The sequence below is a fragment of the Achromobacter maghribensis genome (assembly GCF_057334215.1).
Genome location: NZ_JBHFII010000005.1, coordinates 33,093 through 59,952 on the forward strand (window position 1 = coordinate 33,093; position 26,860 = coordinate 59,952).

General features: G+C 67.5%; 26 protein-coding genes. 9 read left to right on the plus strand and 17 right to left on the minus strand.

Annotated features, from left to right (window positions below):
- Positions 1 to 9 precede the first annotated feature (9 nt).
- Positions 10 to 1,593 (minus strand): ATP-dependent acyl-CoA ligase, encoded by a 1,584-nt coding sequence (locus tag ACE039_RS01655; protein ID WP_485821510.1) that lies wholly within the window; start codon positions 1,591 to 1,593, stop codon positions 10 to 12.
- A gap of 156 nt (positions 1,594 to 1,749) precedes the next feature.
- On the opposite strand from ACE039_RS01655, the gene ACE039_RS01660 reads away from it, so the two are divergent.
- Both ACE039_RS01660 and ACE039_RS01665 read left to right on the plus strand, forming a co-directional pair.
- The gene (locus ACE039_RS01660; protein ID WP_448712820.1) at positions 1,750 to 2,634 is read left to right on the plus strand and encodes a LysR family transcriptional regulator; all 885 of its coding nucleotides are present in this window, start codon (positions 1,750 to 1,752) and stop codon (positions 2,632 to 2,634) included.
- Between the two features lie 107 nt (positions 2,635 to 2,741).
- Entirely contained in the window at positions 2,742 to 3,626 is an 885-nt protein-coding gene (locus tag ACE039_RS01665) for an MBL fold metallo-hydrolase (protein ID WP_485821511.1), read from the plus strand.
- 142 nt (positions 3,627 to 3,768) lie between these two features.
- Here ACE039_RS01665 and argC read toward each other — a convergent pair whose 3' ends face one another.
- Positions 3,769 to 4,695, minus strand: coding sequence for an N-acetyl-gamma-glutamyl-phosphate reductase (gene argC, locus ACE039_RS01670; protein ID WP_485821512.1), 927 nt, complete (start codon positions 4,693 to 4,695; stop codon positions 3,769 to 3,771).
- A gap of 126 nt (positions 4,696 to 4,821) precedes the next feature.
- Between argC and ACE039_RS01675 the strand changes: the two genes are divergently transcribed.
- From ACE039_RS01675 to ACE039_RS01705, 7 genes are all read left to right on the plus strand, one after another.
- Entirely contained in the window at positions 4,822 to 5,718 is an 897-nt protein-coding gene (locus tag ACE039_RS01675; protein ID WP_485821513.1) for a LysR family transcriptional regulator, read from the plus strand.
- A 173-nt stretch (positions 5,719 to 5,891) separates the two neighbouring features.
- Positions 5,892 to 6,338: a MarR family winged helix-turn-helix transcriptional regulator gene (locus tag ACE039_RS01680; protein ID WP_448712792.1), complete on the plus strand. Its 447-nt coding sequence runs from the start codon at positions 5,892 to 5,894 to the stop codon at positions 6,336 to 6,338.
- 87 nt (positions 6,339 to 6,425) lie between these two features.
- Positions 6,426 to 7,589, plus strand: coding sequence for an HPP family protein (locus ACE039_RS01685; protein WP_485821514.1), 1,164 nt, complete (start codon positions 6,426 to 6,428; stop codon positions 7,587 to 7,589).
- Between the two features lie 57 nt (positions 7,590 to 7,646).
- Positions 7,647 to 9,083: a sensor histidine kinase gene (locus tag ACE039_RS01690; RefSeq protein WP_485811536.1), complete on the plus strand. Its 1,437-nt coding sequence runs from the start codon at positions 7,647 to 7,649 to the stop codon at positions 9,081 to 9,083.
- Positions 9,080 to 9,721: a response regulator transcription factor gene (locus ACE039_RS01695; RefSeq protein WP_105557278.1), complete on the plus strand. Its 642-nt coding sequence runs from the start codon at positions 9,080 to 9,082 to the stop codon at positions 9,719 to 9,721. Before ACE039_RS01690 ends, ACE039_RS01695 begins: the two co-directional genes overlap by 4 nt.
- A 99-nt stretch (positions 9,722 to 9,820) precedes the next feature.
- Positions 9,821 to 10,309 (plus strand): GlcG/HbpS family heme-binding protein, encoded by a 489-nt coding sequence (locus tag ACE039_RS01700; RefSeq protein WP_313460332.1) that lies wholly within the window; start codon positions 9,821 to 9,823, stop codon positions 10,307 to 10,309.
- Between the two features lie 120 nt (positions 10,310 to 10,429).
- Positions 10,430 to 11,803 carry a 3-deoxy-D-arabino-heptulosonate 7-phosphate synthase gene (locus ACE039_RS01705; RefSeq protein WP_485821515.1) on the plus strand — a complete coding sequence of 458 codons (1,374 nt, stop codon included), beginning with the start codon at positions 10,430 to 10,432 and terminating at the stop codon, positions 11,801 to 11,803.
- A gap of 24 nt (positions 11,804 to 11,827) precedes the next feature.
- Here the strand turns inward: ACE039_RS01705 and ACE039_RS01710 are convergent, their stop codons facing one another.
- The 15 genes from ACE039_RS01710 to pcp form a co-directional block, all read right to left on the minus strand.
- The gene (locus ACE039_RS01710; RefSeq protein ID WP_485821516.1) at positions 11,828 to 12,715 is read right to left on the minus strand and encodes an aldo/keto reductase family oxidoreductase; all 888 of its coding nucleotides are present in this window, start codon (positions 12,713 to 12,715) and stop codon (positions 11,828 to 11,830) included.
- A 104-nt stretch (positions 12,716 to 12,819) separates the two neighbouring features.
- Positions 12,820 to 15,027, minus strand: coding sequence for a rhodanese-like domain-containing protein (locus tag ACE039_RS01715; RefSeq protein WP_485821517.1), 2,208 nt, complete (start codon positions 15,025 to 15,027; stop codon positions 12,820 to 12,822).
- Between the two features lie 134 nt (positions 15,028 to 15,161).
- The gene (locus tag ACE039_RS01720; protein WP_448712804.1) at positions 15,162 to 16,091 is read right to left on the minus strand and encodes a CysB family HTH-type transcriptional regulator; all 930 of its coding nucleotides are present in this window, start codon (positions 16,089 to 16,091) and stop codon (positions 15,162 to 15,164) included.
- A gap of 9 nt (positions 16,092 to 16,100) precedes the next feature.
- Positions 16,101 to 16,451, minus strand: a complete 351-nt coding sequence (locus ACE039_RS01725) for a VOC family protein (RefSeq protein ID WP_448712806.1) — start codon at positions 16,449 to 16,451, stop codon at positions 16,101 to 16,103.
- Between the two features lie 122 nt (positions 16,452 to 16,573).
- Positions 16,574 to 17,794, minus strand: a complete 1,221-nt coding sequence (gene metC / locus ACE039_RS01730) for a cystathionine beta-lyase (RefSeq protein WP_485821518.1) — start codon at positions 17,792 to 17,794, stop codon at positions 16,574 to 16,576.
- Complete coding sequence (locus ACE039_RS01735) at positions 17,791 to 18,429, minus strand: cysteine dioxygenase family protein (RefSeq protein ID WP_485821519.1); 639 nt, start codon at positions 18,427 to 18,429, stop codon at positions 17,791 to 17,793. Before ACE039_RS01735 ends, metC begins: the two co-directional genes overlap by 4 nt.
- 19 nt (positions 18,430 to 18,448) lie before the next feature.
- Positions 18,449 to 19,279 (minus strand): amino acid ABC transporter ATP-binding protein, encoded by an 831-nt coding sequence (locus ACE039_RS01740; protein WP_313460350.1) that lies wholly within the window; start codon positions 19,277 to 19,279, stop codon positions 18,449 to 18,451.
- Positions 19,266 to 20,084, minus strand: a complete 819-nt coding sequence (locus tag ACE039_RS01745) for an amino acid ABC transporter permease (protein ID WP_485821520.1) — start codon at positions 20,082 to 20,084, stop codon at positions 19,266 to 19,268. Before ACE039_RS01745 ends, ACE039_RS01740 begins: the two co-directional genes overlap by 14 nt.
- Positions 20,074 to 20,811, minus strand: coding sequence for an amino acid ABC transporter permease (locus tag ACE039_RS01750; protein WP_105557268.1), 738 nt, complete (start codon positions 20,809 to 20,811; stop codon positions 20,074 to 20,076). Before ACE039_RS01750 ends, ACE039_RS01745 begins: the two co-directional genes overlap by 11 nt.
- A complete protein-coding gene (locus tag ACE039_RS01755) occupies positions 20,808 to 22,061 on the minus strand; it encodes an aminotransferase class I/II-fold pyridoxal phosphate-dependent enzyme (protein ID WP_485821644.1) in 1,254 nt (417 codons plus the stop codon). The genes ACE039_RS01750 and ACE039_RS01755 overlap by 4 nt, the downstream gene beginning before the upstream one ends.
- 8 nt (positions 22,062 to 22,069) lie before the next feature.
- On the minus strand, positions 22,070 to 22,933 hold the full coding sequence (locus ACE039_RS01760; protein WP_485821521.1) for a transporter substrate-binding domain-containing protein: 864 nt from the start codon (positions 22,931 to 22,933) through the stop codon (positions 22,070 to 22,072).
- Positions 22,934 to 22,999: 66 nt separating this feature from the next.
- A complete protein-coding gene (locus ACE039_RS01765; RefSeq protein ID WP_485821522.1) occupies positions 23,000 to 23,836 on the minus strand; it encodes a transporter substrate-binding domain-containing protein in 837 nt (278 codons plus the stop codon).
- A 151-nt stretch (positions 23,837 to 23,987) separates the two neighbouring features.
- Positions 23,988 to 25,022 carry a tripartite tricarboxylate transporter substrate binding protein gene (locus tag ACE039_RS01770; protein WP_485821523.1) on the minus strand — a complete coding sequence of 345 codons (1,035 nt, stop codon included), beginning with the start codon at positions 25,020 to 25,022 and terminating at the stop codon, positions 23,988 to 23,990.
- Positions 25,023 to 25,211: 189 nt separating this feature from the next.
- Positions 25,212 to 26,123 carry an alpha/beta fold hydrolase gene (locus ACE039_RS01775; RefSeq protein ID WP_485821645.1) on the minus strand — a complete coding sequence of 304 codons (912 nt, stop codon included), beginning with the start codon at positions 26,121 to 26,123 and terminating at the stop codon, positions 25,212 to 25,214.
- 15 nt (positions 26,124 to 26,138) lie between these two features.
- The gene (gene pcp / locus ACE039_RS01780; RefSeq protein WP_485821524.1) at positions 26,139 to 26,786 is read right to left on the minus strand and encodes a pyroglutamyl-peptidase I; all 648 of its coding nucleotides are present in this window, start codon (positions 26,784 to 26,786) and stop codon (positions 26,139 to 26,141) included.
- Between the last annotated feature and the right edge of the window lie 74 nt (positions 26,787 to 26,860).

Below are 26,860 nucleotides of genomic sequence, written 5' to 3' on the forward strand. Positions count from 1 at the left end.
CGGTTAGCGCTATCGCGCCACGCGATAGCCCTCGGCGTCCCGGTCCCAGGTGTCGCCGGTGATGCCCTCTTCCCGCAAGCGGAACTTGCGGACCTTGCCGTTCTCGGTACGCGGCAAATCGCCCAGCACGCGCAGATAGCGCGGCACGGCGAAATACGGCATGCGGGGCTGGCAGAAATCCAGCAGCGCCGCATGCGTCAATGACTGGCCGGGCTTGTAGACCACCGCCGCCATGACTTCGTCTTCGGCAAGCTCGGAGCGCACCGCATAAACCGCCACGACGGCCACGGCCGGATGCGCCAGCAGCACCTGTTCCACCTCGTAGGACGAGATGTTCTCGCCGCGGCGGCGGATAGCGTCCTTCATGCGGTCCAGGAATCTGAAATAGCCGTCGGCGTCGCGGACCACGCGGTCGCCCGTGTGGAACCACAGGTTGCGCCAGGCTTCGACCGTCTTGTCGTCCATGCCGAAGTAGCCGGTCGCCACCGCGAACGGCGGCCTGGCGCGCAGCAGCAGTTCGCCCGCCTCGCCATCCGGCACCGGCGCGTCGTCCTCGTCGGCCACCATCGCATCGAATTCGGGGGCAACGCGGCCCATCGTGCCGGGCCGTTGTTCGGCCAGCGTCCCGCCCAGCGCGAAATTGGTTTCGGTGGACCCGTAGCCCTCCAGCAGCGCAATGCCGGTACGCTCGGTGAAGGCGCCATGGAAGCGCTCAGGCACGCCGGGCGCCAAGGCGATGCGCGTGCGATGCCGGCGCTCTGCCGCCGCGGGTTCATGCGCCAGCAGCATCGGCACCATCGCCCCCAACAGATACGTCACGGTCGCGCCGGTGGCTTCCAGCCGGTCGAAGTAGCGGCTGGCCGAGAAACGCTCGTCGCAAATGATGGAAGCGCCGGTCACCAGCGCCTGGAAACAGGCGTTCAACGCGTTGGTGTGAAACAGCGGCAGGCTGGTGTAGAGCACGTCGGCGTCGGAGATTTCCAGATTGCGCGCCGCGATCGCGCCCCACCAATAGAACTGCGCGTGCGGGCAGCACACACCCTTGGACAGGCCCGATGTGCCCGAGGTGTAGAGGATCGCCAGCATGTCGCCGGGGCGGATGTCGGCGGCCGGCGGCAGCGGCGCATCGGGCGGCGGCGGCAGCGCACTGGCCGGCGCGGGCAGGCCGGCAAGCGGTGGGGCATCGTCCAGCAGCCAGATCGCGCGCAGCGCCAGGCCAGCGACGGGTTCGGTGGCGGACAATGCCGACAAGGCGGCACAGGACGCCGCGTCCGCCACCAGCAGCACGCATCCGCTATTGGCCAGGATGTGCCGAAGCTGCATGCCGCGCGACGCGGTATTGATGGGCACCACCACCGCGCCCAGCCAGCCGCAACCCAGCACCACGGACAGGAACTCGTGCCGGTTGCCCGCCATCAGGCCCACGCGGTCGCCACGCCCCACGCCCGCCGATGCCAGGCGCGCGGCCCAGCTTGCGGCGTGGGCCGGCGCATCGCCAAAACGCAAGACGCCGCCCGGCGCCTGCACCCACACACGATGCCCCAGACGGGCGCCCTGCTCAACCAACAACGACGGCAATGTCAACGCATGCATGCGACGATTTCCCCGGTGGTGCGGCCGTTGCCAAGGCGGCGCGGCTCTGGGAAATTAGTCTAAGAATCAACTATTTATGTGTCAAATTTATGGGTATTATTTATCTTATAAATCAGATTGATATCAAGGGCATGCGTGGACTTCGACTTGAATCTCATGCGGGTTTTCCTGACCGTGCTGCACGAACGCAGCGTCACGCGCGCGGCGCAACGCCTGAACCTGACGCAGCCTGCCGTCAGCTATGCGCTGGCCCGGCTGCGCGAGCGCTTCGACGATCCCCTGTTCGTTCGCACGGCCACGGGCATGCAGCCCACGCCGATCGCGTTCGCCCTGGCGGGCCCCATCGAACGCGGCATGAACAGCTTTGCCGAGGCGGTCAATCTGCGCCAGCGGTTCGACCCTGCCACCAGCACCCGCCGTTTCCGGCTGTCGATGTCCGACATCGGCGAAATGGTCTTCCTGCCGGTACTGATGGAACGCCTCCATGCCCTGGCCCCGCGCCTGCGGGTCGAAGTGGTCGAGATCGCGCTGGAACAGTTGCCGCAGGCGCTGAAGGACGGCGAGGTCGATCTGGCCATCGGCAACCTGGCGGGCCTGGGCCGCCACACCCGCCACGCCGACCTGTTCAGCGAGCGCTATGCCTGCATGGGCCGGCGCGGCCACCCGGTGTTGTCGGCCGGCCTGACGCGCGGCCAGTTCAAGCGCCTGGACCATATCCTGGTGGCCGCGCGCGGCAGTGCGCACCGCCTGCTGGACGACGTGCTGGGCGAAGCCGGCCTGCACCGTCAGCCCTATTTGACGCTGCCGCACTTCTCCGCCGCCGCCGAGATCGTGCGTCGCACCGACCTGACGGTCACGCTGCCCTATCGGGCCGCCCTCTGGTTCAACCGCGACAACGCCTTCGAGATCCGCCCCCTGCCCATCGCGCTGCCGCCCTTGTGCGTCACGGTGCACTGGCATCCGCGCTTCGAAAGCGATCCCGGCACGATGTGGCTGCGCAATCTGGTCGAAACGACCCTGGCCGACGCAAAACCGGGTTGATATGACCGATATATGCAACAGACTCAGCCATTGCGGGGGATAGATCCGAACGGATCGTGCAACTAGACTGGCTCCACTTTCACCCCCTTTTCGTCCGAGAGCCCGCCATGCCCCTTCTTGCTTCCCTGCGCCGCCTGCTGCAAACCGCCACGCTCGCCATGCTGATCGCCCCGGTTCACGCCGCGGGCACCGACCTTGCGCTGACCCATTTCAATCCGGGCAACGAGGCCATTTTCCAGGTCTCGTCGGTACTGGTCAGTGGTCAGCGTGAAGCCATCCTGATCGACGCTCAGTTCGGCAAATCGCAAGCCGAAAAAGTCGTCGAGATGGTGCGCGCCAGCGGCAAGACACTGACCACCATCTACATCAGCCACGGCGACCCCGACTTTTATTTCGGCCTGGACACCGTGCTGGCGGCCTTCCCCGACGCCCGCGTCGTGGCCACCGAACCGACCGTGCGGCACATCAAGGAAACCGTGGACGGCAAGCTCGCGTTCTGGGGCCCGAAGCTGGGCGCCGACGCGCCTTCCAAGGCCGTCATCCCGCAGGTGCTGCCCGGCCGCACGCTGACGCTCGAAGGCAAGACGCTGGAAATCACCGGACTCGACGGCCCGCAACCGGACCGCAGTTTCGTATGGATCCCGTCGCTCAAGGCCGTGGTGGGTGGCGTGGTGGTGTTCGGCAACCTGCACGTCTGGATGGCCGACACGCAAACGCCGCAATCGCACCAGGACTGGCTGGCCACGCTGGCCCGCATTGAAAAGCTGGCCCCCGTTACCGTCATACCCGGCCACTATGCGCCGGGCGCCCCCCTGAACCTGGAATCGGTCCGCTACACGCAAGGCTATATCCGCGCCTTCGACCAGCAAACCGCCAAGGCCGCCGACGGCGCCGCGCTGATCGCCGCGATGAAGGCGCAATATCCCCAGTCCGGCGCGGCCGCCTCGCTGGACATCAGCGCCAAGGTCGCCAAGGGCGAAATGAAATGGTGAGACACGGCACCCGAGGCGATGGACGCCCGTCCATTTACGCCTAGCACGCGAGGGTTCCCGCTTTGCGCACGACGCCTGCCCTCGGCAGGCGTTTTTCAATTCGGCGGCGTCATGAACGCGGTCCGCCTGCCGCAGGACAAGACTATGCGGCCAGCATCAGGTCCAGGTTCTGCACTGCCGCGCCGGACGCGCCCTTGCCCAGGTTGTCGAACACCGCGGTCAGCAGCACCTGGCCATGCGCCTCGTTACCGTAGACGGCCAGGCGCAAGTCGTTGGTGCCATTGAGCGCCTGCGGATCCAGATGGGTGTGGCCCTGGGCTTCCTGGTTGTCCACTACCTGCACGTGCGACGTGCCGGCGTAGTGCCGTTGCAGGCAATCATGCAGCCGCTGGCGCGTGACGCCTGCCGGCAACAGGCGCAAATGCAGCGCAATCGTCAGCACGATGCCTTGGCGGAACGCCCCGTACGCCGGCACGAACACGGGCCGTTGCGTCAGCCCGGCGTGCGCCTCGATCTCCGGCGTGTGCTTGTGCGCCAGGCCCAGCCCGTACAGCTGGAAGGCCGGACCTTTCGCGCCGTCCGGTCCTTCATAGGCCTCCACGCTGGCGCGGCCGCCGCCCGAATAGCCCGATACCGCGTGCACCACGGCCGGGTAGTCGGCCGGCATCAGTCCGGCGTGGATCAACGGGCGCAGCAAGGCAATGGCCCCGGTCGGATAGCACCCCGGGTTGGTGACGCGCTTGGCCTGGGCGATCTTGTCCGCTTGCGCGGCGTCCATTTCCGGAAAGCCATACACCCAGCCCGGCGTCGTGCGATGCGCCGAACTGGCGTCGATCACGCGCACCGAGGGGTTGACGACGGAGGCCGCCGCCTGGCGCGCCGCCTCGTCGGGCAGGCAAAGGATGGCTACGTCGCTGGCGTTGATCGCTTCGGCGCGGCGCTGCGGGTCCTTGCGCTCGGCCTCAGGCAGCGTCAGCAGGCGCAGATCGGTCCGGCCGTGCAACCGTTCATGAATCTGCAGGCCCGTCGTGCCTTGGTCGCCGTCGATGAAAACAAGAGGATGGGTCATGGCGTGCTCCGTCCCGTTCGGGAGGTGAGGATGGGGGGTGACAAGTCCGTATCATCGGGCGGAGGCCAACATAAGAAAAGTCGAATATCATGACCATCAACGTCATGTTTACTGAACGATAAGCCGATGCGCGAAATCAGCCTGGACCGCTTGCGCACCCTGGTGGCCATTGCCGACCTGGGCTCTTTCGCGGACGCCGCCCGCGCGCTGCATCTGGCGCCCCCCACCGTCAGCCTGCACGTGGCCGACCTGGAGGCCCGCATCGGCGCTCCGCTGCTGACCCGCAAGCGGGGCCAGGTGCGGCCCACCTCCATCGGCGACACGCTGCTGGAACGCGCGCGCCGCCTGCTGGCCGAGGCCGACCAGGCCCTGGACGACGTGCAGCGGCAGGTGCAGGGCCTGTCCGGCCGCGTGCGGCTGGGCGCGTCCACCGGCGCCATCGCCCATCTGCTGCCACAGGCGCTGGAGTCGCTGGGCCGCCATCACCCCGGCATCGACGTGCAAGTCGCGGTGCTGACCTCTCAGGAAACGTTGCAGCGGCTGCATGACGGCACGCTGGACGTCGGGCTGGTGGCGCTGCCGCAACCGCCTCTGGACGGCCTGGTGCTCAAGCCCTGGCGCCGCGACCCGGTCATGGCTTTCCTGCCCGCCAGTTGGCCTGCGCCGGCGCGCGTCACGCCGGCCTGGCTGACGGACCGCCCGCTGATCCTGAACGACGCCACGACACGGCTGTCGCGCCAGACCGGCGAATGGTTCGCCGGCGCCGGCCTGAACCCGCGTGCCCGCATCCAGTTGAACTACAACGACGCGATCAAGAGTCTGGTGGCCGCCGGCTACGGGGCCACGCTGCTGCCGCACGAGGCTACCGCGCCGCAACCCGATCCGCGCATCGTGATGCGCCCGCTGCGGCCCGCGCTATGGCGCCCGCTGGGCATCGCGCACCGTGCGGAAAAGGTGGAACAGGCGACCCGCCACGTGCTGGACGTGCTGTGGGAACTACGGGCGGCAAGCGGCGGCGGATAACGCCAACGCCGTCACGAGGCGCGGCGGAAATACGCCATGCGTTCGCTTTCGTCGCGCAGCCGGCGCGCGCCAGCGTGCGTCGATACGGGAATTCAAGAAACCACCACGAAGAAAGCGCCTGGGCTTGCGCCAGATCATTTATATCGTATAGCGACATATATTAGAATCGGAGGGTGAAAACCTCTCCGTCCCCCACTCCGCTGTCGCCCGCTGATTACGAACTGCTGGCCGACTTCCGCTACGCGTTGCGCACATTCGCGGCCTTCAGTGAAGGGGCCGCCGCGGAATTGGCATTGACCCCGCAGCAGCACCAGACCTTGCTGGCCATCAAGGGCACCCGCAAAAGCCCGTCTGGCCGGCGCGGCCTGTACGTGGGCGAAATTGCGGACCGCCTGTTGATCCGCCCGCACACGGCGGCTGAACTGGTCGGCCGCCTGGCCCGCCAGGATCTCGTCAGCCGCGAGACCGATCCTGAAGACGGCCGGCGCGTTGAAGTCGTGCTGACCCCCAAAGCCGAACGCGTGCTGGAAAGCCTGTCCGCCTCGCATCTGGAAGAACTGCGCGCCATGCGGCCCTTGCTGGCGCGCTTGCTGACTCGCATCGGCGACGACCCCGCCTGAATCCCCCCGCCCACGACTCGCGGCGCGCCACCGCCGCGTGATAAATTGTCGTCCCCCGACATATTTAAGGCACGCAAGGAGATCGTTTTGGGTGTGGCAATCAAGCGCTGGCTGAGCGCGTTCGCGCCGGCGCCTGTCGGCGTCAACCGGCGCGAGAAGCTGTATGGCGCCGTGGGCGCGCTTGTCGGGCTGTTCTGCACGGAATGGGTGGGCCGCCACGCGCTGGGCAGTGCCAACCCGTGGTTCATTGCCCCGATGGGCGCATCCGCCGTGCTGCTGTTCGCCGCGCCCGCCAGCCCGCTGGCCCAACCCTGGTCCATCCTGGCGGGCAATCTGGTGTCCTCCCTGATCGGCGTGTTCTGCGCGCAGATGATTCCGGTGCCGGGCGTGGCTGCCGCCGTCGCGGTGGCGCTGGCCATCGGCGCCATGTTCAGCCTGCGGTGCCTGCATCCGCCCAGCGGCGCCGTCGCGTTGACCGCGGTGTTGGGCGGCCCCTCCGTCGCCAGCCTGGGCTACGGCTTCGCGCTGTGGCCGGTGGGATTGAATTCCCTGATCCTGTTGTGCATCGCCGTGGCGTTCAATGGCGCGCTCAAGCGCAACTATCCCCGCCGCCACGCCGACCCGGCCCCCGGCCACCACACCCGCGACGCCGTCCCCAGCACCCGGCTGGGCTTCAGCCGCGCCGATCTGGACGACGCCCTGTCCCAACGCGGCGAACTGCTGGACATCAGCAAGGAAGACCTGGAAGACATCGTGCTGGCCGCCGAGCTGCGCGCCAGCCTGCGCCGCTTCGGCGACGTCTCTTGCGCGGACATCATGTCGCGCGATGTCGTTACCGTGCAGGAGCAAGATCCGCTGGACTATGCGATCCGCCTGTTCGACAAACACCGGCTGCAGGCGCTGCCGGTGCTGGATTCCGCCGGCCGCTATGCCGGCATGCTCGCCCAGGGCGACGTGCTGGCGCGCAAGAGCCGGCTCGTGACCGCCACCGTCGACGGCGTTCCCGCCTCCGACCTGCTGGTGGCGGACTGCATGCGCAGCGAAGTGCCTTTCGCCACCCCCGGATTGCCCGTGATCGAACTGGCGCGCCCCATGTCCGACAGCCTGCACTGCGTGCCGGTGCTGGACGCGTCGCGCACCTTGCAAGGGCTGATCACCCAGTCCGATCTGGTGGCGGCGCTGTACCAGATGGCGGTGTCCGCCAGCTCGCAGGCGGCTGCGGCCACGGACCCGGGCAAGCGCGTCGCCTGATCCCTCCGTAGCCCTACGGATTCCTGTCCGCGCTGGCTGCAGGGCATAATTTCACGCGTGAACCTCTTATCGCGCACGCGCGCCCTCTTCTGCTGGCTGTTCCTGTTCTGCCTGGGCGCCATCTGGATCGCCCGCCTGGAATACGTCGACCAGTACGACCGCTTCTTCCAAAGCTCCAGCATCGCCCAACGCATGCTGAGCCAAAAAACGGTGCAGCACGAAGCCGTGCTCGCCACGTTGGCGGCCCTGTCGCATCCGCCTTTGCCCGAGCGCCTGTACCCCAGCCTGCAGCCCGCCTTGCCGCAATTGCTGGGCCTGGGCTATCTGGCCGACGGCGCCTGGTCTGGCAGCACGGCCGCGCCACCCGACTGGGCCGCGGCGCGGGAACGCGCACGCCAATCCGGGCGGCCCGTCACCTTGCCGGTGGGCACCGCGCAGTATTGGTTGATCGCGCCGTCCAGTTGGAGTCTGCTGCTGGAGGCCCGCCAACTGGTGCCCGCCACCGATTTCCCGCCTGGCCTGTCCAACCTGAGCCTGACGGTGGACCGCATTCCCTTGCCGTTGCTGGACAAGCAGCCGGCTGACGCGTTCGGATTGACGATGCGTTTGCAGAAACCGCTGGGTGCGGCCAGCCAGCCGTTCCAGATGCGCAGCACCCGCACACTGACGCCCGGCTATTGGCCGTGGCTGGCCTGGCTGGCGTGGGCCGTGGCCAGCGGGTTGCTCGTGGCCGGCGCGGCGGCGTGGCAACGCTCGCGCGCCGACGTTCGCCGGCAGCAGGAACAGGCGCGGCTGGCGGCCATGGCCCGCTTGAGCACGCTGGGCGAAATGGCCGCGGGCATTGCCCATGAACTGAACCAACCCCTGACCGCCATCCTGGCGCATACGCGCGCGGCAGGACGCCTGCTGGACGACGACGACGAACGACCCGCCGTGCGCCATGCCCTGCTGGCCAGTTCGGAACAGGCCAAACGCGCCGCCGACATCATCAGCCGCATGCGTGCCCTGGTGCAGCCCAGTTCGCCCGCGCGGCGTGAAGCGCTGGATCCGGACGCGCTGGTGGCGTCCTTGCGCTTCCTGCGCGAACCGGACCTGGCCCGGCAAGGCATCCGCCTCGGGTGGCACAACGCCAGCCCCGGCGCGCGGCCGCGGGGCGACCGCGTGGCGCTGGAGCAAATCCTGCACAATCTGGTCCAGAACGCTGCGGATGCGCTGGTGGATACCGACGGTCCACGCCACATTCAGATCGAAGGCCGCGCCGAAGGCGACGAATACCTGTTCATCGTCAGCGATACCGGGGCGGGCATCGCCGCCGACGCGCTGCCGCGGCTGTTCGCGCCGTTCTACACCACGCGGCCGCAGGGCATGGGCTTGGGCCTGGCGCTGTGCGACACGCTGGCCGGCTCCATGGACGGCCGCATCGCCGCCCGCAACCTCCACCCTTGCGGCGCCTGCTTCACCGTCAGCCTGCCGCGTTCAGGAGCCTCCCCATGACCGCCACAGACGCGCGCACCCTGGCGCTTTCGCCGCAGGTCTATCTGGTCGACGACGACGACGCCGTGCGGGACGGGCTGGCGCTGCTGTTGCGCAGCGTCGGCCTGCGCAGCGCCGGTTTCGGCGATCCGTTGGCCTTTTTGGCGCAGTTGGTTCCCAGCGCCATCGGCTGCGTCGTGCTGGATATCCGCATGCCCGGCATCAGCGGGCTGGACGTGCTGAGCCGGCTGGCCGAACAATCCGACTTGCCCGTGGTCATGCTGACCGGCCACGCCAACGTCGACCTGTGCCGTCGCGCCTTCAAGGGCGGCGCCATGGAATTCCTGCAAAAGCCCGTGGATGACGACGTGTTCCTCGATGCAGTGCAGGCGGCCGTGCGCACCCACATCGCCAGCCGCGAGCGCCTGGCCGTGACGCAAGCCGCCGCCGAACGGCTGGCACGGCTGTCGGGGCGCGAACACGAGGTGCTGGAACGTGTCGTGCAAGGCATGAGCAACAAAGAGATCGCGCGCGAGTTCGACTTGTCGCCGCGCACCGTGGAAACCTACCGCGCCAACGTCTTCGCCAAGCTGGAAGCCGATTCGCTGGCGCAACTGATCCGCCAGTACGCCACGTTGCTGGACCCCGGTCCTCCGTAGCGCTACGGAGACGCCCGCGTATTCGGGCGTATACCGCCCGCCGCGGGTTTTGGCCACACTGACTGCTCCTACCGAATGTTCCCGAAAAGGACGCAGACCATGACCCGTTTCTCGCTTGCCACCTTGATGTCCACCCTGGCTTTCGCCGGCGCCGCCAATGCCGCCGTGCTGAACGAAAGCAACCTGTCGATGGCCGATGCGCAAAAGCTCGCTACCGCCACCGTGGCCGCGTGCCAGGCCAAGGGCTACAACGTCAGCGCCTCGGTCGTGGACCGCGCCGGCCTGCTCAAGGCCTTTGCACGCGCCGATAACGCCGGCCCGCACACCATCGAAGCCAGCCGCGCCAAGGCCTTCACCGCCGTCTCGGCCAAGACCCCGACGCTGACCATGATGGAAAACGCGCAGAAGAATCCGGGCGCGGCCAATCTGACCGACATCCCCGGCTTCCTGCTGCTGGGCGGCGGCGTGCCGGTCAAGGCCGGTGCCAACGTCATCGGCGCGATCGGCGTGGCGGGCGCCCCGGGTGGCAATCTGGACGCGCAATGCGCCGACGCCGTGCTGGAAGAAAACGCAGCGATGTTCAAGTAACGCGTGACGGAGCGGGCTTGCGGCCCGGTCCTCAGGTCTTGATCGGGCATTCTGCTACCCGTCAGCCGATGCCCGCTTCATGCGACACTGCGGTCATTGCCTGACCGCCAATGCTCGCCCATGCCGCTGCCGCCCTCCCCACCGTTGCTGGACACGATTCTCCGCACCGTTGCGCGCCGCTACCGCGTGCCGTCCGCGCCCGAGGCGGCAACGCAGGCACCGAATGCCGGTCCGGCTACCCTGCTTGCCATGACGGTCGAGCACGCGCGCCAGGCGCTGGCCCAAGGCATGGCCCCGGACGCCGCGACCCGGCAGGACTTCCTGCGCGCGCTGGCCCAACTGATCCACGAGGCCATGCGCGCGAAAGAAGGCGACCCGGCCTTCCAGGCCATCGTGCTGCGGCATCGCGCGCCGCAGGTGCGTGAATTCGCGTCACTGTCCGCCGTCGCCGACCAGGACCGCCGCCAGATCCATGCCGCCGCCAACGCGATCGCCCATCCCGCCAAGCTGCAACGCATGGCGCCGGGCCCGGACCGAGATGCCCTGGCGCCGCTGCAAGCGGCAGTCTCCACGGCGTCCTGGACGGCGTTGCGTGACGCTGCGCGCCGACTGCGCGCCGTGCCGGACAAGGTGGTTGACCCCTCCGTCCAGCGAGCGCTGGCCCGCCTGCTGGACGATCACGCGCTGGAGCGCCTGCAGCGCCTGGACGCCTTGGCACCGGATGCGCAGGTGCGGCAGTACCAATCTCTCTGGGACCGCCACGGCCCGCGCTCGGGAAGCCCCGGCGCCGCCGCGCAAGGTTCAGCGGCCCAGCGCCGTGGCGCCGCCGTCGAAGCCTTGGCCACCCAAGCGCTGGACGCCTTGGCCCAGCGCTTGAACCACGCCGAAGGCGACCTTGCGCGTTACCGCGTCGTGACGGCGATGCTGGTGCCGTCGTCCATCCCCGCCAGCTCGGAACGCGCCAAGAGCGAATGGGACGCCGTCCTGCTGCGCCAGACCTGCACGGCCGCCGCCACGCCAGTCTGGGACGTCTGTCTGCTGATTGAAGCCAAGGCATCGGTGGATGCCGCCACCGCCGACCTGCCCCGGCTTCAGCGCGGCTTGCGGCTGCTTGCGCACGCCGAATCACACATCGTCTATCCGTTCCAGACCCGGCAAGGAATCGTAAACCTGCGCGGCGCATCGCTTCGCGCCCTGCCGACCGATTCGCCCGCGCTGAATGGCACGGTGCTCTATTGCTGCGATGCGCCGGCCGACGCCGCGCCGCGTCTGCTTAGCGCTGCCAGCCGGATGCAATTGCTTTCGGCGCCGGCCAGCGTGGACTATGCGTGCAGGCTGGAGGCCGGGCAGCCGCCAGATCCCTCGGCGCTGGAACCCGTCTGGCGGCAATTGCTGGAATCCCCTCAGTGGGCGCCGGTGCTGCATCAGTATCCGATGCTGCGCCAGGTTCGCGATTTGATGGTCCACGTCGACGACCTGCTGGCCGCGGTGTAGCCGTTCGGCAGCCGCCGACACGCATCAGCCGGCCGAGCGTCCGATCCCGTCCAAGGCCTGGATCTCCGTTTCCGGCAACACCAGAGTCGCCGCAGCCAGGTTCTCGCGCAGGTGGGCCACCGACGACGTGCCGGGGATGACCAGGATATTCGGCGCGCGCTGCAACAACCACGCGATCGCCACCTGCATGGGCGTCGCGCCCACCCGCTGCGCGACCTCGGTCAGCGTGGCGGATTGCAATGGGCTGAAGCCGCCCAACGGAAAGTACGGCACGTAGGCGATGCCGTCCCGGGCCAGCGCGTCGATCAGCGCGTCGTCGTGGCGATGCGCCAGGTTGTACTGATTCTGCACGCAGACGATGTCGCACAGCCCGCGGCCTTCCTGGACCTGCGCGGGCGTGACGTTGCTTAAGCCGATATGCCGTACCAGGCCGCGTTGCTGCAGCTTGATCAGCGCCGACAATGGCTCGGCGATCGACCCTTCCTCGGGCCCGTGCACGCCGAACATGATGCGCATATTCACCACCTCCAGGACGTCCAGCCCCAGATTGCGCAGATTGTCCTCGACCGCGCTTTCCAGATCGGCCGCGCCATCCGCGCGTATCCAGGAGGCATCCTCGCCGCGCCGGGCCCCGATCTTGGTCACCAGCACCAGGTCATCCGGATAAGGCGCCAGCGCCTCGCGAATGATCTGGTTGGTGACGTGCGGTCCATAGAAGTCGCTGGTGTCGATGTGATTGACGCCGTTGGCCACGGCTTCGCGCAGCACGGCCAGCGCCGCGTCGCGGTCGCGCGGCGGGCCAAAGACGCCCGGGCCGGCCAATTGCATCGCGCCGTAGCCCATGCGTCTGACCGATTTGGTCCCCAGCGTGTAGGTGTCTTGGCGATGACCTTCGTTGTGTAGCGGTGGCATGTCGGATCTCCTGGCGAAAAGAAGAGATTAGCCCTTTCCGCGACCGTGGATAATCAGGCAAAAACCCGGCGCGCGCGCTGGCCACCGGGCCGCCCGCGCATGCCCTACGCCGCCGCGATCAGGCGGATGCCGCCGCTGCCCTCGCGCTCAAGCTGCGCCACCAGCCCCAGTTCCCAATCCAGGTAGTCACGGAACCCTTGGTCGCGGGCCGACAGGTCATCGAACAGATATGGGCTGATGCTTTGATCGTCGTCGCCGGTCAATACGCCCTCGGCCCCCGCCGCCAGCGTCAGGCCCTGCGCCTTCCAGGCACGCGTGCCGCCCAGCAGATACCGGACCGGATGCTTGCCGCGCCAGGCCAGCTCGGCCGCCACGGCGCCCGCCAGCACGCCGTCGGACGACGTCAACACAATGACGCGCGGGTCGTCCGGTGACAGGAACTCCGCCAGGCGGTCCGGCGCCGCGAACCGCGCGCCAGGCACGTGGCCGCGCTCATAGGCCGCGCGCGATTCCACGTCGAACACGATGGCCTCGTCCGCCTGCAGCGCGTCGTTCAGCGCGGCCGGGCGCACGCCCACGGCGTCCGGGCGATGGCGCAGCACGCGACGCGGTTCGGGGCCGCTTTGCACGGGAGCCAGCGCGGGCGGCTGGTACAGGTAGACCTCGACGGCGCCCAATTGCGCCAGCCAGGCGCCGGTCGTCAGCGCGCGCACGCCGTCCCAGTCGGCCAGCACAACGCGGGCGCGGCGGGTCGCCAGGTATTCGTCCGTCGCCTGCACCAGTTGGCCGCCCGGCGCCCAGCGCCAGCCTTCCAGATGCCCGGTCTCGTACTCCTCGCGGGTGCGCAGGTCAAATTTGTAGAGCGTGCGCGTCGCCTGTTCGGCTTCGAACGCGCGAAGCGCGGTGTCATCGATGTAGCCGATGCCGGCGCGCTGCGCCACGTCTCTGGCTTGCTCGCGCGCGGCCGCAAGCGCCGCTTCGCCGGGCTCGGGCAATGCGGCGTGGCGGCCATAGGCCAGTTCGCGGCCCGACAGCAGCCATTCCATCGTCCCGTTGCGCAAGGAGGCGACGCGGTTGGGGATGCCGGCGTCGATCAGCGTCTGCGCGCCGACGATGCTGCGGGTGCGGCCGGCGCAATTGACCACGACAAAGGTCTTGGGATCAGGCGCCAGCTCGCGAATGCGGTAGACCAGTTCCGCCCCCGGCAGGCTGTGCGAAAACGGCAGCGTGAAGTTGTGGAATTCTTCAGGCGTGCGGCTGTCGACAACGACGATATCGTCGCCGCGCGCCACGCGCTCGTGCAGTTCTTCCACGTCGATCCATGGCGTGTGCTTCTCATGTTCGATGACCTCGCCGAACGCCTTGCTAGGCACGTTGGTGCCCGAAAACAGTTCCAGGCCCGCGCGTTCCCAACCGTCCGTTCCGCCGGCCAGCACCGACACGTCGGTCCAACCCAGGCGGGTCAACTTGAAAGCGGCCTGATGGGCCTGGGTCTCGTCGTCGTCCACCAGCACGATGCGGGTGTCGCGGCGCGGCACCAGCCGGTCGGCCAACAGTTCCAGCCGCCACAGCGGCGCAGGCACCGCATGCAGCAGATGCCGGCGGGCGTAGCGACCGGCTTCCCGCACGTCCAGCACGGCGATCTCGGCCTCGCCGCGCAGTTCGTCCTGCAGCGCCTGCGGCGACAGGCGCGCGTGGTAGATGGCTGCGGGCGGCGAAAACGTCCGGTACGTGCCGCCCGCGGTGTTCTCGAACACCACGCGGCCGTGCAGCCGGTCCAGCGCCAGGCCGTAGAAATGCAGATGCGCGCCCGGTTCGTCGCCCACCAGTTCGATGGTGTGCACGTCGCCCGGGCCCAGCACGATCGAACTGCCGGGGCCGACGTCCACGCGCCGCACATGGGTCAAGGTGTCGCGCAGCGGATCCTGGGTGGACGCGCGCACATAGACCTCGTTGCGCTCGTTGCCGTTCACCCCCGCGATAATGGCCCACGTCGTATGGTCATGCGGCGGCTGTGCCTTGCCCGGTTCGCCCAGCGACAGGTACAGCGCGTAGCCGCCGTCGATGTCCTCGGCCAGGCGGTAGATGGAAGTCGGGCGTCCCGGCACCACGGCAAAGGCGTCGGCGGAAAACAGGTCGCGGCGTTGCCCCAGCGCTTCCAGCAGCGTTGCCACCCGGGCCAGTTGCGCGGGTGTGGCTTGCGCCGCATCAGGCGCCAATTGCCGGACCTGGGCGATGAAGGCGCGCACGGCCTGTGCGCGTTCGGTGTGCTTGCTGAGGGCCGGCGCGGCCGTTTGGGCAGAGGTGCTCATGGGATGACCTGGACTTCCTGAAATGAAGAGAAGCCCAGGCTACGTGCGCGCCCCGGACGCGGCAACGTAGAAATGCGTCTATGGATATGCGGCGGGCGGTTCGGCCGCTGCCTGCGCGAGCGCGCCGATGCCCCTCAGGCCTCGCCCTTCAATTCCCGGTCCACCACGTCTCGCGTCAGCGTCGGCACGAACATCTCGATGAAGTGGAAGGCGTAGCCGCGCAGCCAGGCGCCGCGGCGAATGGCCAGCCGCGTCAGGTTGATCTCGAACAGGTGACGCGCGTCGATGGCGGTCAAGCGCGTGTCGCGCTCCGCGTCCCAGGCCACCGCCGCCACGATGCCCACGCCCAGCTCCAGTTCCACATAGGTCTTGATCACATCCGCGTCCATCGCGGTCATGACGATGTCGGGCGTGATGCCGGCGCGGGCGAAGGCCTCGTCGATATGCGCCCGACCGGTATAGCCGTGCCCATACGTGATCAGCGGATAGCGCGACAGCTGCGACAGGCTGATGCCGTCATGTTCGCGTTCCAGCGGGTGGCCGCGCGGCACGATGATGCTGTGGCTCCAGCGGTAGCAAGGCAGGTTCACCAGCCCGGGATAGTCCGCCACCGCCTCGGTTGCCACGCCGATGTCCGCCTCGCCTTCCAGCAGCATTTCAGACACCTGCTTGGGCGACCCCTGGTGCAGGTGCAGCACCACATCGGGGTAGCGCTGCCGGAATTCCTTGACGACGGGGGGCAAGGCGTAGCGCGCCTGCGAATGCGTGGCAGCAATGGAGAGCACACCCTTGCGACTGTCCGCGTACTCGGCGCCCGCGTGGCGGATGTTGTCGGCGCATTGCAGGATCTGTTCGACCAGCGGCAGGATAAGCTCGCCGGGCGGCGTCAAGCCGATCAGCCGCTTGCCCGAGCGCACGAAGATGTCCACCCCCACCTCTTCCTCCAACTCGCGGATTTGACGGCTGACACCGGGCTGGGACGTATGCAGGCTTTCGGAGACGTCGGTCAGGTTGAAGTCCTGGCGCACGGCTTCGCGCACCGACCGGAGTTGCTGGAAGTTCATCGCGCGCCTTCAGCCCAGAAAGGCCAGTTGATTGCCAGACGGGTCCTTCACGTACATGACGCGCGGCTGCGCGTCGGGCAGCGAACAGACGGGGTGATGCCCCGCCTGGCGCAAACGCGCCAGCAGGTCATCGTAGGCCGGCGTCTTGAGGGCCAGGTAATCGGGTTTGACGGCCCGGCTCACTTCCGCCACCGGCGACAACGACAGCGTTGCCCCGCCCAGGGAAAAAAGCAGGCGCTGACCGTCGGCGCCCGCCAACTCTTCCAGGCCGATCACGCGGTGATAAAAATCTCGGACCGCTTCCGTCCGGCGCGACAAGAACGGAAGTTGTACCGATTCGATCGAAAGAAATGGAGTCATGCCCTGCTGCCAGCCATGGAACAAGGCAAATTCTAGTACCCGCGGGTACAACCGGACAAAGAGGTTGTAATTGCTTCTACATAGCCAGAAACCCTAAAGCGCGGGGCTTATTTGCATATGCGTCAGGCGCTGCGCCGCAAGGCGTCGCGGGTGACGGCGAACGCATGATCCAGGTCGCCGATCAGGTCCAGCGGACTTTCCAAGCCGATGTGCAGGCGCACGACGGATGGCTTGCCGGCGCCCTGCTGCCAGAAGCTATGTTCGGCCAGGCGTTCCGGCGCTGCCTCCAGCGCCAGGCTTTCATAGCCGCCCCACGACGCGCCGATCGAGAAGTAGCGCAGCGCGTCGATGAAGCGCGACGCGGCCGCCGGATCCGGGTTGCCGAAGGCAAACGAGACCAGCCCGCTTGCGCCGCTGAAGTCGCGTTGCCACCGCGCATGGCCGGGGTCCTGCGGCAGCGCCGGGTAGTACACCCGCGCCACGTCCGCATGCCGCGCCAGGTATTCAGCCACGGCCAGCGCGTTTTGGTGATGGCGCGCCAATCGCACGTCCAACGTGCGCAGGCCCCGCAACGTCAGGTAGGCATCGTCCGCGCCCACCGACAAGCCCAGCGCGTCGTAGGCCACGCCGATCTTCTGTGCCAGCTCGGCGCTGTCCACGGTGACGACCCCCATCATCACGTCCGAATGGCCCGCCAGGTACTTGGTGGCGGCCTGGATAGATAGGTTCGCGCCCAGCGCCAGCGGCTGGTAGTACAGGCCGCCGCTCCAGGTATTGTCGGCCGCGACCAGCACGCCGTGGCGTCGCGCCGTGGCGGCCAGGGCGGGCAGGTCCAGCACCTCGAACAACAGAGAACTGGGGGACTCCAGGTACAGCAGCCGGGTATTAGGCCGGATGCGCGACTCCAGCGTGTCCTGCGCGGGCGAAAAATACTCTACCTCGATGCCGTAGCGTTGCAGAAGCGATTTATCCACCTTGCGCACGGGCGAATAGACACTGTCGGCCACCAGCGCGTGGTCGCCCGGCGCCAGCGTCGCCAGCAGCACCAGCGCAATCGCCGACAAGCCCGACGGCGCCAGCACCGCGCGGTAGCCGCCTTCCAGCGACGCCACCGCTTCCTCCAGCGCCTGGTGGGTATCCAGCCCATGCCGGCCATAGGTGGCCACGCGATCGCCTGCGGCGCGCTGCTTGTTCAACGCCGCATGGGTCGCGGTGTCGGCGAAACGCACGGTGCTGGTACGCACGACCGGCACGTTCACGGGCCCGGAACCGTCTTTCAACGCTGGCGACCCCGCATGCACCAGCCGGGTCTGCACCTGCGCGTGACGCAGGTCGGCGCTCATGCGCGCACCTCTTGGCCGGGCTTCATCTGCGTGGCGTTGTAATTCAGGATCTGGCCGGTGGCCAGGTCGATGCCGATGCGGCCTGACAGCGTTTCCAGCGGCTGACCATAAAGATGGAAGTGCAGCGTCGGCGTGTCCCCGGTAACGTGGATGCTATGGATATCGTCGGGCAGGAACGACACGGATTGTCCCGGCTGCACCACCACCTCGCGCACTTGCTCCAGCGTGGCGCGGCCTTCCTGCGAACCGTCGTCGCTGCGGCGGTAGACGCGATTCAGTTCCTGGCCCGACAGCGCCACGATGACCGCCCACGTCGTGTGGTTGTGCGGCAAGGTCGTCTTGCCCGGGTTGATGGAATTCAAATACAGCGCCGGCGCGCCCGCCGCATCGTCGGGGTTCAAGCGGTAGCGCGTCGATGCGCCCACGCCCTGCCCGGCCGTGAGCGGCGGGAAATCCGACACGGGAAACAGTTCACGACGCTGGGCCAATTGCTCAAGGCGCGCGGTGACCGCGGCTAGCTGCTCGCGCGTCACGGAGCCGGCCGCGGGACCGGCACGCAACAAGGCTTGGATATCGGACAGCGCCGCCTGAACGTGTTGGCGGCGTTCGATGGCGATTGCGGATTCAGTGCTCATGGTCAGGCTCCAATGGAAATCACACCGCCAGACGTAGCGGATCAAAGGTCAGATAGCTTGCGATGGGGTCGGGCGCAGCATGCCGGGCGGCCGGCGCGCCGGACGATCGCTGCAGGAAAGCGCGCGTGCGTTCGCTTTGCGGCGAACCGAAGATGCGCGACGGCGGTCCGGACTCGACGATGCGGCCAGCCTCGGTGAAATACACGGTGTCGCTGACCTCTTCGGCAAAGCGCATTTCGTGCGTCACCAGCACGCAGGTCATGCCGTCCTGCACCAGGTCGCGGATCACGGTCAACACTTCGCCCACCATCTCCGGGTCCAGCGCCGACGTCACTTCGTCGAACAGGATCAGCTCGGGTTGCAGCGTCAGCGCGCGGGCGATGGCCACCCGCTGCTGCTGGCCGCCCGACAATTCGCCGGGGTAGGCGCCCGCCTTGTGGTCCATCCGCACCTTGGCCAGCAGCTCGCGCGCCCGGGCCTCGGCCTGCGCGCGCGGCTGCCCGCCCACCTTGATCGGTGAGATCACCAGGTTCTCGAGCACGCTCAGGTGCGGAAACAGGTTGTACTGCTGGAACACGAAGCCCACGCGCTTGCGCAGCGCGATGAAGTCCGATTCCGTCTTCAGCCCGTCCACGCGCACGTCGCCCACCTGGATCGCACCGCGTTGCGGACGCAGCAGCCCGGTGATGCAGCGCAGGATGGTCGATTTGCCCGAGCCGGACGGGCCGATGATGGACACGGCCTGCCCCTGCTTGACCTCCACGTCGATGCCCTTCAGCACCTCCGTATCGCCAAAAGCCAGGTGCACGTCGCGCAGGCTTACCAGCGGCGAAGAATCAATAATGTTCATGGCGTCGTTCCAGATACCGCGTCCAACGCGCGATGGGGTAGCAATAGGCGAAGAAAAGCGCCAATAGCGTGAAATAGACCAGGACGGTGAAGTCGCTGCGGGCCACGGTATTGCTGGCGACGGTGGCGGTGTCGACCAGATCGTGCACGCCCACCAGCGAGGCCAGCGATGTGCTCATGGTGATGCTGGCCATCAGGTTCATCCACGACGGCAACATGCGCCGCACGCACTGCGGCAGCACGATCATCCGGAAGATCTGCGTCCGCCTGAACGCCAGGGACTGCGCGGCCTCCCATTGCGCGCTGGGAATCGACTGGATCGCCCCGCGGAAGATCTCGGCCACATTGGCGCTGGCGGGCAGTCCCAGACCGATCACCACCTTGATCCAGTCTGGAAACGGTAAGTACCACCCCGCCACATTGACTTCGAACGGGAAGACGTAGGTCGTGAAATACACCAGCACCAGAATGGGCGCGTTGCGGAACAACAGCACATAGGCGCGCGTCACGCGCCGCAGCAGCCGCGACGGCGACAAGGACAACGCGCCCACCACCAGCCCCACGACCGTGCCCAGCGCCATCGCCAGCACGCTGATCTGGATGTTCATGCCCAGCCCGCGCAGCAACGCCGGCGACCAATGCCACAGCGCCACCACGGCAGCGGGCGTCGTCCCCGTCACGGCCCAGCCCGCAGCCAGCGCCACAAGCGCCAGCAACAGGCCAAACCACGGATCGCGCAGCAGCGCGGGCAGGAACCGCCCGGACGCCCGGGCGCGGCTGGGTTGCAATGCCAGGTCATTGGCCATAGCCGGGCATCCTCAAGCGATCTTCGAGCCAGCGCCCCGCCAGACTGACCAGCCAGGTCAGCAGGCCGAAGTAAAGCAGAATCAACAGCAGCAGTTCCAGCACGTTGTCGCGATGCGACCAGATCATGATGGACTCGTAGGTGACGTCGCCCACCGCGATGGCCGACGCGATCGCAGTCATCTTCACCAGGTCGACCAGGTTGTTGACAAGTGCCGGCAAGGCGAAGCGTACCGCCAGCGGCAGTTGCACCTGCGTAAGTATCTGGCGCCTTGAAAAAGCCAGCGAACGCGCCGCTTCCATCGTCACCTGCGGCACCGCCTCGATCCCGGCGCGCAGCGCTTCGGCGTGGAACACGCCCTTGTGCAGCGCCACCACGATGACCACCCAGGCGAACGGGGTGATGGGATTGCCGCCGCCCAGCTTCTGCGTGATCAACATGTTCAACACCAGGAACGCGCAGTACAGCTGCACCAGCGTGGGCGTATTGCGGGTGAGCTCCACAAAGGCCTGCAACGGCCGCGCCAGCCAGGGCCGGCCGCTGGTCAGCGCCGCCGCGATCAGCACGCCAAACAGCAGACTGACCGGGATGGTCCAGGCGCACAGCTGCAACGTGACCAGCAGGCCATGCCCGAACGCCGAGAGCTCCCCGGCGTCTTGCACGAAGCTGTAGTTCAGGCCCAGGGGCTTGAAGAACGCGACCCAGGCGTGCAACACCGAATCGATCATGCGATGGCCTCCCGCGGCAGCGGCAGGGGCAGCGACAAGGCCGCCACCGCGCGACCGATACGCGCAAGCGCCGCGTCGATATTCGCGTCCGACGCCGCGAACGACAGTCGCAGATACGGCGACAACCCGTATGCCGCGCCGCGTACCACCGCCACCCCTTCAGACTCCAGCAGCCAGTCCACGACATCGCCGTCGTCTTCGATGCGCCGGCCGTCCGGACGCACCGCGCCGATCAACCCGCCCACGCCGATCCAGGCGAAAAACGACCCCTGCGGGGCATGCACCTGCACACCGGGCACCGCCGCCAGTCCGTCCACGACCCGTTGCGCGCGGCGCCCGTAGGCGGCGCGGGCGGTCAGCACGAAATCGTCCGCCACGCCCTGCAGGGCCGCCAACGCCGCTGCTTGCCCCACCGAGCTGGGGCCCGACGACACTTGCGACTGCACGGCCTCCAGCGCGTGGATCAGGGCCTCTGGGCCCACGCCCCAGCCGATCCGCCACCCCGTCATGGCGTAGGCCTTGGACACGCCGTTCACCACCAGCGTGCGGCCGGCCAGGTCGGGCGCGGCGCGCAACCAGTGCGCGGGCGCCTGGCCGAACCAGATTTCTTCGTACATCTCGTCCCACAGCACCAGCACATGCGGCGCGCCGCGGAGCACGTCGGCCAGCGCCAGCAGTTCATCGGCCGTGTAGACCGCGCCGGTCGGATTGCCGGGCGAGTTCAGGATCAGCCACTTGGTGCGCGGCGTGATCGCGTCGCGCAACGCCTGGGGCGTCAACTTGAAGCCCTCTTCCGCTTGCGTGCCGACAATGACGGGCACGCCGCCGTTGATCCGCACCGCATCGGGGAACGTGGGCCAATATGGCGCCGGCACGATGACTTCGTCGCCGTCGTCCAGGGTGGCGTTCAACGCCAGGTAGATCACCTGCTTGCCGCCATTGGAAACGATGACGCTGGACGCCTCGACGTCCAGGCCATGACGTTGCCGATAGCCGTCGGCCACGGCGCCGCGCAGCGCCGCCGTGCCCGCGGTGGGCGTGTATTTGGTCTGGCCGCGCTCCAGCGCCGCGCGGGCGGCATCCTTGATCGGGGCCGGCGTGTCGAAGTCGGGCTCGCCGGAGGTCAGCACGATGATCGAGCGGCCCTCGGCCGCCAGCCGCGCCGCCCGGGCGCCGGCAGCGGCGATGGGAGACAGCTCGGCGCTGCGTGCGCGCCGCGACAACACGCCGGGAAACAGGGTTGAGGTCATCTGGGTGGTCATGGCTTGGCCTGCGCCTCGGGCGGCGCGCTATCGAACTTGCCGGCTTGCGCCTGCGCGGTTGCTTGCTTCAGATAGTCCCCTGGCACCCCGAAGCGGTCGGCTTCCTTCACCAACAATCCTGTCTTCAGCCAATCCCGGATCACGCCGTCGACGAAGGCGCGCGTGTCGGCCTCATTGCGGCGCGTCCAGATGACCGTGGGCGACGGGATCAGCGAGTCGGACGTGGCCAGCTCGAAGTCGTTCCATTCCTTGCCGTTCGGACCGTGCAGCGTTTCATACAGTGCCGGCTGGATGTGCACCGACGCGTCGCAACTGCCGCCCTTCAACGCCAGCAACGATTCGGGGATGTTGCGCAAGCCCTTGACCACCGCGCCATAGGTGTCCTGCAAGGGTTTGGCGAAATTGCTGCCTTGCGACACGCAAGCCACCTTGCCCTTCAGGTCTTCCCAGCGTTTGATGCCGCTTTGCTTGGACACCATCGCCGCGCCGCCCACCAGGTTATAGGGCGTGGGCGCGTAGCTCAGGATCTCGCTGCGCTCTTGCGTCCACTGGATGTTGGCAATCAACAGGTCGACCTTGCCCGCCTGCAGGAACTGCACGCGCGTGGACGCGGTGACCGGCACGGTTTCCAGCGTTACGCCCAGGCGGCGGGCGATGTCTTCGCCCAGTTCGGTCTGAAAGCCGCCGACTTTGCCGGTTGCCGGATCCAGGATGCCGAATGGCGGGCTGGCCCCGTCCACGCCGATCACGATCTTGCCGCGCTGCTTGACCTTGTCCAGGGTCGCGTCCGCCTGTGCGCCGCCCGAGGCCAATCCGGCCAGGACGGCCAAGGCGGCCGCCGCTTTCATTCCCGTCTTCATTACTGTTTCCTTCCCGATTGCTGCGCGCAGATAAGCGCCATGTCTTCTTTCCGTACCCGGCCCGGCTCAGCTGCCTTGCTTGAATTTCGCGTTGAGTTCCTGCAGCAGGGGCTGCGCCGGCTCGATCCCCAGGCGCTTTTCGGTGGCGATCAGCCAACCCGTGCGATGCCAGTCCTGCACCACCTTGTCGACGGCGGCGATGGTGTCGGCCTCGCCCTTGCGGGTCCACACAACGGAATTGGCCGGCAGCACCTCGGTCGCGATGGGCGCGTGATAAGCGGCCCATTCGGGATTGCTGCGCAGCAACGGATGGATCAGGGTGGAATCGTGCACGGCTGCCACGCATTGGCCGCCCCGCAACGCCAGCAAGGAATCCGACGAACTTTTATAGCCCTTGACCACCGCGCCGTAGTCGGCCGACAGCGGCCGGGCGAAGCTGCTGCCCTGCGATACGCACACGGGCTTGCCACGCAGGTCCTCCCACGTCGCGATGCCGCTCGTCTTCAAGGTCGCGGCGGCGCCGCCCACGCGGAAGAACGGCGTGGGGGCATAGCCCAGAATGTCGGCACGCTCCGGGTTCAGCTCCATCGACGCGATCAGCAGATCCACCTTGCCGGAAATCAGGAACTGCGTTCGGGTGGCGGTCTGCACCTGCACCAGCTCGGCCTTCACGCCCAGGCCCCGGGCCAGCTCGCGCGCCAGCTCCGGGTTCCAGCCCACCAGTTGCTGCGTGGCCGGGTCCAGCGAACCGAACACGCCGCCGTTGGCCAGCACGCCAATCGTGACAGTGCCGCGCGCTTTGATCTTGTCCAGCGTGGCGTCGGCGTGGGCGACGCCGGCGGCGCATGCCAGCGCCAGCGCGATTGCGGTGCGGGCGTGGCCCGATGTCTTGCGGATTGCCATGTTGTCGTCTTGTCGTGTGCATTGAACGGAGGTCCATGCTGCGGGCCGCGGGCCGGCAAGACAAAGAAGACTTTCAGATATCAATATGCGGCGCGTCGTTTCCCCGGGGGAAGACGCGCCCGCGCCTATAACGATATGGCACGGAACCGCACTACTTAAGCTTCACTTCGGCAGAAGCCATCACCCGCCGGTACGTCGCGATGTCGTCCCGCACGGTCTGGTCGACGGCTTCGGGCGTGGTCGCCGCGATGGTGAAGCCCTGGTTCTCCAGCAGCGCCGCGGTCTCGGGTTCGCGCAGCACCGCCACTACGTCCCGGTTGATCCGGTCCACAATGGCGCGCGGCGTCGAGGCAGGCACCGAAAAACCCTGCCAGCTTTCGACCCCGTAGCCGGCTATTCCCGCTTCCTGGATCGTCGGCACCTGCGGCAACGCCTTGGAGCGGTACGGCGTAGTGACGGCCAGCGCCACGAGCTTGCCGTTGCGGACGTTCTCGGTGCCTGCGGCCAGCGTGATCAGCATGGCGTCCACATGGCCGCCCAGCACGTCCAGCGTGGCCGGTCCGCCGCCCGGATACGGGATTTGATTGGTTTTGGCTCCGATGCGCTCGTTCAGCAGTTCCACCGCCAAATGCTGCAAACTGCCGGTGCCGCCGGGCAACGCCAGCGATATCTCGCCCGGCCGCCGCCTGACCAGCGCCACGAATTCCTGGAATGACGTCACGCCCAGCCCGGGCCGCACCACCAGCAGTTGCGGGTTCACGACCGCCTTGGTCACCCCTTGCAGGTCTTTCACCGGGTCATAGGGCAGCTTGCCCGGCTGCAAGGCGTTCAGCGACAGGGCGTCGCCGCTCAGCAGCACGGTGTAGCCGTCGCCCCGCGCATGCGCGACTGCCGCATTGCCGATGGCGCTGCTGGCGCCGGGCTGATTCTCGACCACCACGCTTTGATGCCACTTTTCGCTGAGTTTCTGCGCCACCGTGCGCGCCAGCTTGTCGGCGCTGCCGCCGGCCGACACCGGCACGATGATCTTGACCGGACGGTTCGGATACCGGTTGGCCTCTTCACCCGGCACCGGCGCGGAGCCAGCAAAATTGCTTAAGAGCCCTGCCCCCAGCATCACGCCCGCCAGCAACCCCACGCCCGCCCGCCATCCGGACGGGCGGAACCATCTGCGCATCACGCTCATGCCGCGGCTCCCACGTCAGCCCGATAAATGAAATCGCCGGGCAGCGGCAGGATGTCCCGCCGCGTGTATACCATCGTGCTCATGTGCCGCCCCTGTCTGTTTGGTAAAAACAGAATAGGTGCGGCGCAGGCCCTCAACAAATACCGATAGGCAATGTGGAAATAGCCGGCGCCCGGGGGATGGCAGCCGCTACGCGCGGGATGGCGCGGCGGGTTGCGTCAGGAACGCCAGCATGCGACGCGCCAGTTCACGAGGCTGCTCTTCGGGCAGATAGTGGCCGCAATCGTCCAGCACACCGCCCTGCAGATCGCGCGCCAATGGCTTCAGTGCCTGGTGCAAGTCGGGCGCGCTGCCCTGCGCCCCGCCCAGCGCCAGCACCGGCACCGTCAGCGGGGTTGCGCGCAACGCCCGGTTCTGCGCCGCGTCTTCAACCACCGCGCGGTAGTACCCCAACATGCCCCGCAGGCCGCCCAGGGTTTGATAGACGCGTTCGTACTCATCGATGTCGGCCCGGCTGAAGACGCCCGGCTTGTTGGCCGTCTTGCGGGAGAAGAACCATTCGATCAGGACGCGTTCCCGCCCGGCCAGCAAGGCTTCAGGCAGATCGGGCACGCTATTGAACAGAAAGTGCCAGCTTCTCCAGTTGTCTGGCCCCAGTTCGATGGCAGGCGGAAGCGTCACCCCCGGGATATTGGCGTCCAGCAGCACCACGCGTTCAACCTCGGCGGCATAGCGCGCCGCATAGGGATACGCGATCCAGGCCCCGATGTCATGCCCCGCCAGCGCATAGCGTGTCAGGCCCATGGCATGGAACAAAGCGCGCAACCGTTCACCGGCCGTGCGCGTATCGTAGCCATCCAGCGGCTTGTCCGAATCGCCTTGCCCCGGCAGGTCCACGGCGAACACGCGGAAATGCGGCGCCAGCAACGGCATGACCCGGCGCCACGCGTACCAGCTCTGCGGAAAGCCCGCCAACAGAATCAGCGCGGGGCCCGTGCCCCCTTCCACCACGTGATAACCCAAGCCGCCCGCCGATACCCGCCGATGGCGGAACGCCACGCCGTCCAACGAAAACGCGTCCGCGCTTGCCAGTGTTTCCATCATCGTTTCTCCTTGTCAGTGCAGCGCGCCGCCGCTCAGCTTGACGTCCTGCGTCACGGCCAGCGAGGTCGCCACCATGATCTTCACGCCGTGCAGCAGCACCTCCAGCGCCAGGCTGGGCGCGCCGGGATGGCGGGTGGCCATTTCGGGCAGGTACGGCACATGCACGAATCCGCCGCGCAGGGCCGGCCGTTCCGTCGCGACGAAATGGGCCAACCCATAAAAAATGGTGTTGCAGTTGTACGTTCCCGCCGTCAGCGACACCGACGCCGGCACGCCGCCTGCCCGCAAATCCCGCACGATGGCCTTGATGGGCAGCGACGAGAAGTACGCGGCGGGGCCGCCCTGCACGACAGGTTCATCGATAGGCTGATGGCCCTCGTTATCGGGGATGCGCGCATCCACCACGTTGATCGCCACGCGTTCGACGGTGATGTCGCTGCGGCCGCCCGCCTGTCCCAGGCAAATCACCAGATCCGGCCGCACGTCGTCGATCGCCTGCCGCAACACGCCCACCACCTTGCCGATCACGCAGGGCAACTGGCGCGCCACCACGCGCGCGCCGCCGATTTCCAGCCCGTCCAGATGGCGCGCGGCCTCCCATGACGGGTTGAGCGATTCGCCATCGAAGGGTTCGATGCCGGTGATCAGGACGGTGGGCATGGCGGTTTCCTTTTTTGGTTCCATGCCGGTCATGGTAGAAGCGCACCCTCGAATTGTTGAAATCGATAATCACT